Genomic DNA, 13,154 nt, shown 5'->3' with positions numbered 1-13,154 from the left:
AGCCCCGCGACGGCGGTACGTCAGCGCGTATGGCTTCACAATCGCGAACACTCGGTGTCGCGTTCGTCGCGTTGCTGGTCGTGCTCTCGGGGGGTCCCGCCCTCGTCGGTGGCACACCGGCAGCCGCGGACGACGACGCCGGAGACATGAGCGAGACGAGCGCAACGATTGCAAACGTCCAGGTCGACACGCTGGAACTCGAGAACGCCACGATCGAGAACGCCACGATCGAGGAACTCGAGATCCAGCAACTGGCCGGGCAGGGCGGTGAAGAGCTCCTGCAGCAACTGAACGAAAGCGACGGGAATCAGACCGCGGACAACCAGTCCGAGGCGAACCAAACTGCGGACAACCAGTCGGATGGGAACCAGACCGCGGACAACCAGACCTCACAGGGCGTGCTGATTTCGAACGCCTCCTTCGAGATGCTGGCGTTCGAGAACGTCTCGATCGAAGACCTCCAGACGGGCGGCGGTATGGACGGTGCCAACGCGACCGACGGCGAGAACGAGTCGTCGGCCAATATCACTCAAGTGATCGGCGAAGGGAGCGACAACGTCACGGTCCAGAACCTGACAATCGAGTCGATGAGCACCGAGCGGATGACGATCAACGATCTGACCGTCGACGAAGACGGCGGGGGAATCCTCTCGGGAATCTCCGACTTCATCGGCGGACTGGTCGGCGGCGACGGCGGCGACGGCGGAGCCAACGCGACCGAGAACGAAAGCGCCCAGGAGATCGACGAACTGACCGTCGAACAGTTCGACGTCGACGAGATTACGGTCGAGTCGATGACCGTCGGCAGCCTCGAGACGCAGGCCGCCGGGAACCAGACGGCCGAGAACGAGACGCAGAACGAAACCGCCGGAAACGAAACGGCGACGGGCGAGAACGCAACCCAGAACGAGACCGCCGAGAACGAAACGGCGATGGCCGGCAACGCGACGCAAAACGAGACGGCGACGGGCGAGACGATCCCGTCGCTCTCTGCAGGATCGATGACGATCGAGAACGTCTCGGCGAACACCGTCACCGTCGGTGACAGCGAACCGCTCGAGGAGTCGGTCGAGCCGCCGGCAGGAAACGAGACCGCCAACGTGACCGAGAACGAAAGCGAAAACGAAACCCCGTCACTCGGCGCACTCGGCTGATCGAAGCGAAGGGGCCGGGGAGACGCGGTGGCGGTTCGATACGGCGCTAACCGCCGATTCCGCCCGGATCACTGGCTGGTATCCGGGCTCCTCTCCTCGTCGAACAGTCGATAGTACGAGAGGGCGAGGACCGTCCGCCCGTCGCGGATCTCGCCGTCGGCGACCGCGTCGGTCAGTTCGTCGAGCGACAGTTCGGTCACGCGAATGCTCTCGTTGTGATCGAGTCGCTGTTCGGCGGTCGGCCGGCAGCCGCGGGCAACGAAGAAGTGCAAGACGGAATCCGCGATTCCGTTGGCCGGTTCGACGGTCACGAGCGGCTCGAGGGCGTCGGCCTCGTGGCCGGTCTCCTCCGCGAGCTCTCGGCGCGCCGCGGCCTCGAGGTCGTCGTCCTCGGGTTCGACGCCACCGACGGGAAGTCCGCGGTTGATCCGGGAGACGGCCTGTCGCCACTCCTCGATACAGACGACGTCGCCGTCGGGGGTGAACGGGAGGATGCAGACGCTCGGCGGTTCCGAGAGGTAATCGAACTCGGCGTCGGCCCCGTCGGGCAGTCGAACGGACTCGTTAACCACGTCGAAGCCGGGACAGGAGTAGGCTACCCGGCGATCGCGAGTGTCCCAGGCGAGCGGATCAGTCGGCATACCGGCCGGTAGGGCGGTCGACGTCAAAAAAACCGCGTCACGAGGGCGGGCTCGAGTTCGGCGTACCGCGGGCCGGGTATCGCCGTGTGCGGTGGCGTCCGTCGTCGGTCCTACGCGGAGCGTTACCGTTCGCACCGGGCCCGTACTGCCTCTATAACAAACCCACAGCACGGTGAACGTCGTCACTCAGAGGGTGATCCATGGACCAGCTAACTGGCTTCCAGCGTGATCTGTTGTACGTGATCGCAGGGAAAGATCGGCCGTCGGGACAAGCGATTCTGGACGACATCAATAGTTACATCGATCAGCCGGTTACGCACGGCCGGCTGTATCCGAATCTCGACACGCTCGTCGAGAAAGAACTCGTCGAAAAGGGGCAACTCGACCGACGGACGAATTACTACGCGTTGACGCCGAAAGGTCGACGCGCATTACAGCGGCGTCAGGAGTGGGTCGACCAGTACGTCGACGTGTAATTCCTCGCCGCGTTCTCTCCGGGAGCCGCTCGCCGATAGCGCCCCGCTTCCGCGTCGCTGCTCGTGATCCGCGGCCGATCTCACCCGGCGTCCTCGAGGCGTCGCTATCGTTCTGAACGGGAGCTGAGGTCGAGATAGACTTCTAGACGTCCTCGAAGCTGATCTCCGCGAGGTCGGCCTCGAGGTCGGCGACGTGGGCGTTGAAGTCGGCGACGAACGCGGGCACGTCGTCGGCGAGCCGGCGGACTTCAGGGGCTGCGGGCGGCCCGTACTGCGAGAGCAGGTAGACGCCGTCCGAGCCGCCGACACGCAGGTAGGAGGCGAGGTCTTCCTCCCACTTCAGCTCCCAGCGGGTCCCCGAGATCGTCGTCGCGTAGGTGCCGTAGTCCCCGTCGTAGCGGTGGAGCTGGCTCGCCATCGCATTACAGACGTCGCGGATCCGCTCGACGATGCGATCCCGCTCGGCGACCAGTTCCGCCGTCGATTCGACCGCGGGGAACTCGCCGGAGACGTCCGCGAGCATCCCCTCGAACGAGCGGACGTACTCGTTGTAGGCCTCGACGAACGCCCCGTAGTCGGCCATCGCCGTCTCGAGGGCCTCGGGTTCCGGCGGCTGCTTGCTCGAGACGACGTACGTCTCCGAGCCCGATTTCGGGTCGAATCGGAGGTACTGGACGTCGCCGGCCTCGTATTTGAGCGTCCAGCTGCCGCCGTCCGTATTGAACGTCTCCTGACCGTAGTCGCCGCCCTGAAAGACGGCGAGTTCCCGCGCGATTTCGCCGGCGTGGGTTCGAACGCGGGCCGCCAGTTCGTCCCGTCGCTCGGCGACGTCGCCCATCTCCTCGACCTCCGTCTCGAGTCCGTCGGTCATTACTCGAGGAAGGGAGCGAGAGGGAGTAACGGTTGCGGATCGGCGATGCCTCTCGGGAGTCCGCTTCCGGACGGGTGACCGCCACGACCGCGGTTTCGAATCGGCGGCGAGTCCGTTCCGCTACCGGTCGGAGAACGGGTATCGGCGGGTGATTACTCGGATTCGTTGGTCGCGTTGGTTTCGTTCGTCTCGTTCATTCCGGTCTCGTTGGTCTCGTTCGTCTCGTTCGTCTCGTTCATTCCGGTCTCGTTGGTCTCGTTGGTCTCGTTATCGACCGGCTCGTCTTCGATATCTTGACCGTTTCCGGTTCCCTCTTCGGCTTCGGTTTCGTCGTCTTCCTCGGTGTCGTTTCCGCCATTTCCACCCGGACCACCACAGCCGGCAACGAGGGCGGTCGAAGCCGCGACACCTGTTAGCTGCACTACTCGCCGACGAGTCACCGGTTGACGATCTGTCATACAGACCTAATCGTTGTCGAGATGCATAAGCCGTCAGCCGACACTTGCGTGGTCAATGTCGTTCTCAGTTATGGACATGTACGCGTACGAGAGCGTAGAGCGGGGAATCAGTACGGTCACATCGGCCGGAGTAGTTAGGCACCACGCCCAAGAACGAGGCCGGCGAACGCGGTGGACGTGACCTCGATACCCGACGACTTCCACGACCTGTTCGAGACGGAAACGTTCGCACACGTCGCGACCCTGACCGAAGACGGGCTTCCCCACGTCACGCCGGTGTGGATCGACTACGACGAGGACGACGACCGGCTGCTGGTCAACACCGAACGCGGCCGCCAGAAAGAACGAAACGTCCAGCACAACCCCGCCGTCGGGGTCAGCATGACCGATCCCGACGATCCCTACCGGTTCCTCTCGGTGATCGGCGAGGTCGACGAGATCACGACCGACGGCGCTCGCGAACACATCGACGAACTCGCCCGGCGGTACATGGACGTCGAGGAGTATCCCAACCCGATCGAAACCGAGCGCGTCCTCTTGCGGATCCGGCCGGACCGGATTCTGTAGGGTCGACGGGAGTGAGCGGGGTGTCGGTCGATCCCTCGAGCGACCGCGACGACGGCTGGAGGCCCGTCACTCGATACTGCGCATACGTGTACGATTCTCTAGATGGTGAGCGATTAATGGACAGCGGTGTGGACGGGACCACCATGCAGACGGCATCCGACCTGCTCGTCACCTGTCTCGAGGCGGAAGACGTCGATCGAGTCTTCGGGGTTCCGGGAGAGGAGATCGAGGACCTGTTGTTCTCGTTGCGGGACTCGTCGATCCGGTTCGTTCCGACGCGCCACGAACAGGGGGCGGCGTTCATGGCCGACGTCCACGGGCGGTTGACCGGCGAGGCGGGCGTCTGCTGTTCGACGCTCGGTCCGGGCGCGACGAACCTGATGACCGGCGTCGCCGACGCGCAACTCGACAAGAGTCCGGTCGTCGCGATCACCGGCCAGGGCGACCGGGAGCGACTGCACAAGGAGAGCCACCAGGCGCTGGACGTCGTCGACGTCTTCGAGCCCATCGTGGCCTGGAACTCCCAGATCGCCGAGCCCGAGATCGTTCCCGAGATGGTCCGGAAGGCGTTCAAACTCGCCGAGTACGAGAAGCCGGGGGCGACCCACCTCGAGTTCCCCGAGGACGTCGCCGCCGTGGAGATCGATGAGGAGGCGATCGAGCGGCGGGATCCGGTTCGGCGGCCCGATCCGGACGACGAGTCGGCCGAGCGAGCCGCGGCGCTGATCGACGAGGCCGAACGGCCGATTATGCTGGCCGGGAACGGCGCGGTCCGGACCCGCGCGTCGGAGCATATTCGCGCCATCGTCGGTCGCGTCGGGCTCCCGGTCGTCGAGACGTACATGGGCAAAGGCGCGATCTCGGACCGCGAGCCGGCGTCGCTGATGACGCTCGATTCGGGGCCCGACGAGGAGGCCGCGCGTGCGATCGAGCAGGCCGATTGCGTCGTCGCGGTCGGCTACGATATCGCGGAGCACGACCCGGCGGGCTGGAACCCAGAGCTCGAGAAGACGATCGTCCACGTCGATTACGAGCCCGCCGAGGTCTATCGCCATTACAACCCGGACGTCGAGATCGTCGCGGACGTCGGCGCGGCTCTCGAGGCCATCGACGACTGCCTCGCCGAGGATGCCTGTACCCTGTGGTGTGGGGACCTCCACGATCGCCTGCTCGAGTCGGTGACGGAGCCGCCGGCAGACGACGATCCGGTAACGGTACGAAACGCGTTGCCGCTGTTGCGCGAGGCGATGGACGATTCGGACGTGCTCGTCTCGGACGTCGGCAGTCACAAGATGGCGATCGCGCAGTCGTTCCCGACGTACGAGCCAAACACCTGCGTGATCTCGAACGGGCTGGCGAGCATGGGAATCGCGGTTCCCGGCGCGCTCGCGGCCGATCTGGCGGTGGAGTCGAACGTCGTCGCCGGGACCGGTGACGGCGGGTTCCTGATGAACGCGGCGGAGCTCGAGACCGCGACGCGGCTGGACTGTAGTTTTACGACGGTCGTGTTCAACGACGACGACTACGGGCTCATTTCCGAGAAACAGGACGAAGACCGCGGCGAACACACCGGGACGGAGCTGACGAACCCCGATCTGGTGACGTTCGCCGAGAGCTTCGGGATCGACGCGTACCGACCCGAGAGCTGGGCGGCGGTCGAAGAGGCGTTCGACGAGGCCGTCCCCTCCGACGAGCTCGCGTTGATCGAGATTCGACTCGAGTGAGCCGGCTCCGCCGAGAACCCGGGCCGCGAGCGGTCGCTCTGACGCGGCCGCGACCGCCGCTCAGACCGTTCGCTGATAGGAACACTCCGGACAGTACAGCGATTGTTTCGTGACGATCACCAGGCTCTCGCCGCACTGGCAGGGCCCACCGATGGACACGTCCGCCGTCGTTCGGACGACGTGTCGAAGCGTGTTCTCGAGCTGGACGAGACGCTGTCCGTTCTCCTCGAGTTCCGCTTCGAGCTGCCGAAGCCGTCTGTGTAGCCGCTGGCGCCGTCTCGCGCCGTCCGGACGGAGTCGTCGACCCATACGTGCGTCATCACCCAGACGCTGGAAGTGTCTTCGGGTCCGACGGCGATCCGGACTGTCAGGACCGGTCACGTGTCCGCTTCAGCCTCCCGGAGGACCGATCCCACCCAGGTCCCGAGCCCCCGGTCGGACGACTGCGACGCAGCGAACACCTACGGGCGGTCTGGGTAACTATTATACGTCCCTGTGTGGTTTTCCGTCGTAGCAGCGTACACCGAAAGAAAGGCGAGGACCGATACCCCGGTCGTCGCCGGCGCTACCGTCGCGAACGATGGCGGCGGCGACGCCGTCGGCGACCCGACCTCCGTCCCGACTCTCATGCAGCACACGCCTCCGTACCGCACCGACCGCGGCCTGTTCTCGACGCGCTATCTCGAGGACGTCCTCCCCGAGACGACCGCGTGGAACGCGATCGACGCGGCCGACCTCCGTGAGACCCACGACGCCGTCAGCGCTTGCTGGGAGCGGAACGCGACGTCGAATCGGACCGACGTCGCTCGAGACGAGTCGGTCGTCCGAGGGGTCGCTCGAGCGCTGAATATGCCGGTCACGGAAGCCGACCGGGGAGAAACGGACGGCGGCTGCGAGACGGATCCGGTCGCAGTCGCTCCCGTCGGGGAATGGGATCACACGCCCGACACGCCCGGTCGAGATGCGGCCGATTGCGGGTTCCGGGTCCCCGATTACCGAATCCACGAGTTCCTGCGGGAAACGCCCGCCCGATGGGCAGTGCTCGCGAACGGACGGCGATGGCGTCTCTATCGCGCGTCGGGGACCCACCGTCCGGACGCCTACTACGAGATCGACCTTCCGGGCGTGCTGGAGCACGGCGACCGCGAGGCGTTCAAATACTTCTACTGTTTCTTTCGCCGCGAGGCGTTTCTCGACGACGCGAACGGGACGTGCTTTTGCGACGAGGTCGCCAGCGAGACCGAGACTTTCGCGGAGGAACTCGCCGCGGACCTCGAGGAAACCGCCGCCGACGCGCTCGCGGTGCTCGCCGAGGGGTTCCGTCGACACCCGGACAACGGCCTCGACGACGAGCCCGACGAGGAGACGCTCGAATTGCTGTCCCGGAGTTCCCGCGTTTACCTGTACCGGCTACTGTTCGGTTTCGCCGCCGAGCGCGAGATCGACTCGCTCGCGGGGACCACCGACCGGGACGAGCGAGCGGACGGCCTCCACTCGCTGAAACGCGAAATCGCGACGGAACTCGACGGGTCGGAGCCGGCGTACCGCCTCGATACCGACGACCTCCAGACGCGGCTCGAGGATCTGTTCGAGCGCATCGACGGGAAACGGACGCCGGACACGTCCGATACGAACGGGGCTCTCCCGACGAACAGCGGCTGGCTGTTCGACACTGCACCCGACGACGACGCGCGTCGAGAGCTGCAATTCCTCGCCACCCACGCGATCGGCGACGCCTTCCTGGCAACCGCGATCGACCGCCTGGCTCGGCGGCCGACCCCGACCGACGGCGACGCCGCGAGGGACCGACCGTTCGTCGACTACTCCTCGCTCGACGCGCGCCAGCTCGGCGATCTCTACGAGGGACTGCTCGAGCGTACGCTCACCGTCGCCGACGAGCCATCGGCACTGGAAGACGGGGGAGCGCCGAGCGGCGTCGACGCCGTCGAGGAGGTGGTGGACGCCGCCGGCGTCTCCCTGACGACGGAACGCGGCGAACGGAAGACCACGGGGTCGTACTACACGCCGGCGTCCGTCGTCGACTACATCGTCGAGCACACGCTCGAGCCCCTGGTGACCGAGATTCGCGAGGACGTCCGAGCGACCCGAAGCGACCGGGAGTTCGCCGCGGCGTTCGCCCGGAACGTGTTCGATCTGAACGTCCTCGACCCCGCGATGGGGTGTGGCCACTTCCTGACCCGTGTCGTCGAGTATCTCGCGTGCGAGGTCCTCGATGCGCAAGCGAGGCAGGCGACTCGAGCGGGGCCGTCGACGATCGAGACGTCGCGCGACATCCACTGGGCGCGCCGGCGGGTCGCCGAGCGGTGTCTGTACGGCGTCGACTGCGACCCGATCGCCGTCGAACTCGCGAGACTGTCGCTGTGGCTCCGAACGCTGCCGGCCGAGCGGCCGCCGGAGTCGCTCGGCCACCACCTGCAATCCGGGAACGCGCTCGTCGGCTGCGACCGCGAGGCGATCGACGAGCTGGTACCGGCGACCCGCGATCCGGACGGAGACGCGACCGGAACAGGATCGGAGACCGCGAGTCGAGGGGAGTTCGAGGGAGGACCCGCGGCGGTCCGGGGAGGCCAGCGCCAGCGCTATCGGCGGCTCGAGGCGATGGCGAACGTCCGAACGGCGCTCGAGTTCGGGCTGGACGGGGTGCCCGACGACGCGTTCGAACGCATGGCAGCCGCAGTGGACGATGCGGACGCGTGGGACCGGCTCGCTCGAGAAGAGTGGTTCGACGACGCCCAGCAGCGGGCCGACGACGAGGGGTACTTCCACTGGCCGCTGGAGTTCCCCGAAATACTCGACGGCTCGGGGGCGAGCGGGTCGGCCGGATTCGACGCCGTCGTCGGGAACCCGCCCTGGGTCGCGACGGCGGGCCGTACCGGCTGTAGCGCGAGTATCGACTCGCGCCTTCGGTCCTATCTCGCGGACGCGTTCGAGACGACCCGGGAGCAGTTCGACCTCTACGTCGCCTTCTACGAACAGGCCGTTCGGCAGTCGCGCGACGGCCGCGTCGGGGTCGTCGTTCCCGATTCGATCCTCGTCCGGGAACAGAACGAACCGATCCGGGAGTTCGTGCTCGGTGAGACGCCGCTCTCGCGGCTCGTCCGGATCGGAACGGCGTTTCCCGGCGTCGAAACGGGTGCCGTCGTCTGTATCAGTGCCGATACTGCGGGCGAAATACGCTGTGCCGATGCGTCTGATCGATCGAGCTTGTCGTCACTGGCGTACGATCGGATTCCCGAGCACGTCTTCGAGGAGCGGGACGCGACGCGGTTCCTGCTCTCCCTCGACGAAGCGGTGCGATCGATCATCGAAACCGTCGATCGACACCCCCCGCTCGAGGCGTTCGCCACCGTCTCGCGCGGCGAAGAGATCGGCAAACGGGACGCGTGTCTGGCGTCGAGCGGGGGGCCGGATAGCCGACCGATCGTTCCCGGGGGTGCAGTGCATCGATACGGGCTCGAGGACGACGCGATCCGCTATATCCGGCCGGAAGACGTGGCGAAACGGGAGGAGATCTATCGGAGCCCGAAGCTCGTCTTCAGGCAGACCAGCGACTCGCTCGTCGGGACCTACGACGATGCGGACCGCGCGACGATCAAGTCGGCATACACCGTCCGCGCTGACTCGGACTCGAGCGACGAGCTCAAACACCTGCTCGGGGTGTTGAACTCGCCGCTCCTGAACTGCTACCACCACTACACCCGCGCCGCGTACCGATCCGTGTTCCCGCAGATCAACCAGTCGACGTTCGACGCGTTTCCGATTGCACTCGATGAGGGGCCGGATCCGGCGCTCGTCGACGCGGTCGACGACCGGCTGGCGCTCACGAGCGAGCGATCGGGGATCTCGCCGGACGTCCTCGAGCACCTGGGCCAGTACGACGACGGCGAAGCGCTGGGCGATCTCGCCGGCTGTCACCGGGCTGCGGGGGTTGCGACGACCAAGCTCACGGCGATGACCGCGGAGTGGCCCGACCTCCGAATCGGTGCCGTCGACGTGACGACGGAGGGATCGTCGGTCGTCGTGTCGGCGACCGTTCGATACAAACCGGACGAGGCGTCACGCGAGACCGATCGGTGGGGGTACGCGGAGACCGAGCCGATTCCGGCACTCGAACTCGCACCCGTCGACGAGGAGCGACGGGCCCTCCTCGAGGCGTTCGTTCCCGCCGCCGTCGACAGGGGACGCGGGTTCGCCGACTTCAGGAAATCCGCGACGAAGACGACCTCGCCGCTCGAGCGCGTCGCCGCCATCACGCTGCCGCGGCTCGCAGACGTCGCGGACGGCCTCCGGGAGTTCGAGGAGGAGCGCGCTCGTGCCGCGGCGCTGGACGAGCGGATCGCGACGATCGACGAGCGGATCGCGGATCGCGTGTTCGACTGCTACGGAGTGACCGGTGACGAGCGAGCGCGAGTTCGCCGCGAGTTCGGCGGCGAAGAGCGGACCCGCTGAGGGTCGTCCGGGTCCGATCCGACGGCCGTCGTGCGATCGATCGTCCGCCGTTTCGGTCGGACTATCGATTCGACGCGGCCCATCGTATCAAAGAAGACACAGTTAGTGACTAAGTCGGACAGAAGGATTATTCTGCGGAGAGACTCATGAAGAGGTATGTCCGAAACGGGGTTCCTCAATAATGTATTAGTGCTGACCGTTCAGCGGAGTCGTGATACGACGTGACCGACGAGACGACGGTCGACCTGGATCGGCGAACGGTCCTCGGCGCGATCGTCGGTCTCAGCGCGACCGGGCTCGCCGGCTGTTCGGCGTTCGAACAGGGCGACGACGGCGAGACGAGCCAGCTCGACGACGAGACGGCTCGCGAGTTGGCGACGCGATTCGCCCCGACGCTGTACTTCGACAGCCGCGAACCGTGGTTCCCGACGGATCCGGAGCCGTACACCAGCGAGCGTGACGGCGAGACGATCGTCGACGGGTTCGACGCCTTCGACGGCTACCACGAGCAATACAGCGACGGCGAGCCGCCGAACCCGACGGTCCTCTACCACGCCGTCGAGTACGAGGAGTCGCCGCTCGCCGTGGTCCAGTTCTGGTGTTACTCGGCGTTCGACCAGTTCACGACCAACTTCCACTGGCACGACTGGGAAGTGTTGCACGTCTTCGTCGATACGGAGACCGACGAGCCCCAGCTGTACGTCGCCAGTTCCCACTCCCGGAAGGTCCCCAACAACGAGTTTCTGGATCCCGACCCCGAGATGGTTCCGCGAATCCTCTCGGAACTGGGCTCGCACTCGAGCGCACTGTCCGTCAACGACGTCGCCGATCGGTTTCAGCGGCTCCCCGACGGGGACCTGTTCGCGGACATCACGAACACGGCGATCGAGGGGATCGAGGACCTCGCCGACTACCCGCTGGCGTACGGCTTGCCGCGGGACGAGGGCTCGCAGCTTCCCTACGTCGTCCCGGAGTACGAGGGCGAGCCGATCTACGAACACGAGAAGTTGCCGTCCGTCACGCAGGAGTCGCTCATCTCGGGCGACATAACCGTCCGATCGCTCGACGCGCTGACGTCGCCGCCGACGGACCTCCCGACCCGCGAAACGGGACTCGTCTTCCAGCACGGCGAGCGGTCGGGCGACGCCGACATCGAGTACGAACTCGTTCCGAGCACCGAGCGCGAACACATCGCGGAGTTCACCGGGCCGCAGTTGAGCTTCGAGTTCGCCGTTCCGGACCTGGTCGAAGACGCGCTCGCCGGCCACCTCACGACGACGGGGACCCCGTGGAGCCAGCCCCGCTACGAGAACCCGGCCGCGGACATCTCGGTCCCCAACCACCGGGCCGAACTGGCCGATCGATACGACGCCATCGGCGACGCGGCCCCGATCAATACCGTCGTCAGCCGCGTCACGGACGCGGTCGCGAGCGAGGACGCTCCCGAGGACGAGGGGCTGACCACGGTCGAGTCGAGCCTCGAGTCGGTCGTCCTCCTCGAGAGCGAGCCCGAGGCGGTCCCGACGTTCGGCGGGGTTGCGGTCGCACAGGACGTGCCGGCCGGCGACCACCGGCTGACGGTCAACGGGGCCGGAAAAGCGCCGCACAGCGAGCGGGTCACCGTTTCGGACGACGGGGCGACGACGGCCGCCGGTGTCGACGGCGAGATTCCGCTGGTCGCTCGCGATCGGGCGACGAAAGTCGAACTCGGCGACGAGTCGGCGTCGACCGATCTCTCGGCGGTCGCCGTCGAGGACGACTTCGCCGGGCGGCTGTACGAGTCGCCGTCGGACGGGACCGACGCCGTCTACGTCCACGACGGCGGGGCCTACACGACCGAGGTGCGAGACGGCGACGACGCCGTCGGTGCGTATCGCGTCAACCCCGATCCGGATTCGGATTCGGGGGTTCGAATCGAGCGACCCGAGACCGGGAAGGCGTCCCTCTCGGAGTTCGTCGCGGAGATCGCCGAGGAGACGCGGGCGGCGGTCGAATCCCGGACCGATGGTGATTCCGACGATGACGACGACGATGACGACGGGTCGTCGAACGCCGTCAACGGGCTCGAGCGCGCCCTCGCGGCCGTCGCCGAGTCCGCACAGCGGGCGGCCGAGCGCGCACGCGACGAGGACCGCGGCAACGCCGACAAGCAACTCGAGGCCGTCCGGGACCGCCTCGAGCGAGTGACGACGCGACTCGCCGAGGCGGAGGGTGAGATTCCGGACTCGCTCTCGAACGCAGCGGCGAACAGACTCGAGCAGGCCGATCGGCGTTCCCAGCAGGCTCGCGACGCCGAGAAGCTCTGACGCTGGGGCGGGTTGTCGCCTCGAGACTGGACGCGGGACGTGGGTTTTCGAAGGGTGGCCGTGTCTCGAGGGGAGAGGGTCGCGTATCGATCGTCGTAGCGACGGACTACCGTACGAACCCGACCCCGAATACTTTCCGTCTGGGGACTGTTGACATGGTACTGCGAGTGAGATCAATCCTGTGACACCAACGAACGAAGACAGGGAGAAGGCGGCTGGGATCTGTAACGACTGCGGCGAACTGTTTACCGTGTGGGCGTGCCAGGACGGGACGGTGCGACCGGTCAGTCCGCACAACGCTTGTTCGTGTCCGGAGCCGGCTCCGCGGGTCGTCGACGAAGAAGAAGTCTTCGAGGGTGAAAAGGGAGGGAGAGAGAATCCCAGACGGAATGGACAGTGACTCCTCGGAGTCCGATCGTAACGTAGAGAAGCGACGACCGCTACTCTCCGGTTCGGCTCTCGCGTATCGATCATACGCTGGCATCTA

At 66.3% G+C, this 13,154-nt stretch carries 10 protein-coding genes; 6 read left to right on the top strand and 4 right to left on the bottom strand.

Annotated elements, in window-relative coordinates; genetic code table 11:
- Positions 1–29 precede the first annotated feature (29 nt).
- A complete protein-coding gene (locus LDB05_RS18715; RefSeq protein ID WP_226005484.1) occupies positions 30–1,154 on the top strand; it encodes a hypothetical protein in 1,125 nt (374 codons plus the stop codon).
- A gap of 68 nt (positions 1,155–1,222) precedes the next feature.
- Here LDB05_RS18715 and LDB05_RS18710 read toward each other — a convergent pair whose 3' ends face one another.
- Positions 1,223–1,795, bottom strand: coding sequence for an NUDIX hydrolase (locus tag LDB05_RS18710; protein ID WP_226005483.1), 573 nt, complete (start codon positions 1,793–1,795; stop codon positions 1,223–1,225).
- A gap of 200 nt (positions 1,796–1,995) precedes the next feature.
- Here LDB05_RS18710 and LDB05_RS18705 point away from each other — a divergent pair, with 200 nt between their 5' ends.
- Complete coding sequence (locus LDB05_RS18705) at positions 1,996–2,271, top strand: PadR family transcriptional regulator (RefSeq protein WP_226005482.1); 276 nt, start codon at positions 1,996–1,998, stop codon at positions 2,269–2,271.
- A gap of 142 nt (positions 2,272–2,413) precedes the next feature.
- Here the strand turns inward: LDB05_RS18705 and LDB05_RS18700 are convergent, their stop codons facing one another.
- Both LDB05_RS18700 and LDB05_RS18695 read right to left on the bottom strand, forming a co-directional pair.
- Positions 2,414–3,142: a profilin-fold protein gene (locus LDB05_RS18700; RefSeq protein ID WP_226005481.1), complete on the bottom strand. Its 729-nt coding sequence runs from the start codon at positions 3,140–3,142 to the stop codon at positions 2,414–2,416.
- A 152-nt stretch (positions 3,143–3,294) separates the two neighbouring features.
- Positions 3,295–3,600 carry a hypothetical protein gene (locus LDB05_RS18695; RefSeq protein ID WP_226005480.1) on the bottom strand — a complete coding sequence of 102 codons (306 nt, stop codon included), beginning with the start codon at positions 3,598–3,600 and terminating at the stop codon, positions 3,295–3,297.
- A 177-nt stretch (positions 3,601–3,777) separates the two neighbouring features.
- Here LDB05_RS18695 and LDB05_RS18690 point away from each other — a divergent pair, with 177 nt between their 5' ends.
- Both LDB05_RS18690 and LDB05_RS18685 read left to right on the top strand, forming a co-directional pair.
- The gene (locus LDB05_RS18690) at positions 3,778–4,167 is read left to right on the top strand and encodes a pyridoxamine 5'-phosphate oxidase family protein (protein ID WP_226005479.1); all 390 of its coding nucleotides are present in this window, start codon (positions 3,778–3,780) and stop codon (positions 4,165–4,167) included.
- Positions 4,168–4,310: 143 nt separating this feature from the next.
- Complete coding sequence (locus tag LDB05_RS18685) at positions 4,311–5,891, top strand: acetolactate synthase large subunit (protein WP_226007938.1); 1,581 nt, start codon at positions 4,311–4,313, stop codon at positions 5,889–5,891.
- Between the two features lie 60 nt (positions 5,892–5,951).
- Here the strand turns inward: LDB05_RS18685 and LDB05_RS18680 are convergent, their stop codons facing one another.
- Entirely contained in the window at positions 5,952–6,200 is a 249-nt protein-coding gene (locus LDB05_RS18680; RefSeq protein WP_226005478.1) for a hypothetical protein, read from the bottom strand.
- 186 nt (positions 6,201–6,386) lie between these two features.
- On the opposite strand from LDB05_RS18680, the gene LDB05_RS18675 reads away from it, so the two are divergent.
- Positions 6,387–10,361 carry an Eco57I restriction-modification methylase domain-containing protein gene (locus LDB05_RS18675; protein WP_226005477.1) on the top strand — a complete coding sequence of 1,325 codons (3,975 nt, stop codon included), beginning with the start codon at positions 6,387–6,389 and terminating at the stop codon, positions 10,359–10,361.
- Positions 10,362–10,582: 221 nt separating this feature from the next.
- A complete protein-coding gene (locus tag LDB05_RS18670; protein ID WP_226005476.1) occupies positions 10,583–12,667 on the top strand; it encodes a hypothetical protein in 2,085 nt (694 codons plus the stop codon).
- Positions 12,668–13,154 lie beyond the last annotated feature (487 nt).

The sequence above is a fragment of the Natrinema salinisoli genome (assembly GCF_020405205.1).
Lineage (GTDB): Archaea > Halobacteriota > Halobacteria > Halobacteriales > Natrialbaceae > Natrinema > Natrinema salinisoli.
The sequence above is the reverse complement of the archived record's forward strand: the minus strand, read 5'-3'. Positions and strand labels throughout refer to the sequence as shown.

Bases quoted from the DNA above. Each gene is read 5' to 3' on its own strand.
- LDB05_RS18715 (WP_226005484.1), top strand. From the start codon at position 30: ATGGCTTCACAATCGCGAACACTCGGTGTCGCGTTCGTCGCGTTGCTG.
- LDB05_RS18710 (WP_226005483.1), bottom strand. From the start codon at position 1,795: ATGCCGACTGATCCGCTCGCCTGGGACACTCGCGATCGCCGGGTAGCC.
- LDB05_RS18705 (WP_226005482.1), top strand. From the start codon at position 1,996: ATGGACCAGCTAACTGGCTTCCAGCGTGATCTGTTGTACGTGATCGCA.
- LDB05_RS18700 (WP_226005481.1), bottom strand. From the start codon at position 3,142: ATGACCGACGGACTCGAGACGGAGGTCGAGGAGATGGGCGACGTCGCC.
- LDB05_RS18695 (WP_226005480.1), bottom strand. From the start codon at position 3,600: ATGACAGATCGTCAACCGGTGACTCGTCGGCGAGTAGTGCAGCTAACA.
- LDB05_RS18685 (WP_226007938.1), top strand. From the start codon at position 4,311: ATGCAGACGGCATCCGACCTGCTCGTCACCTGTCTCGAGGCGGAAGAC.
- LDB05_RS18680 (WP_226005478.1), bottom strand. From the start codon at position 6,200: ATGGGTCGACGACTCCGTCCGGACGGCGCGAGACGGCGCCAGCGGCTA.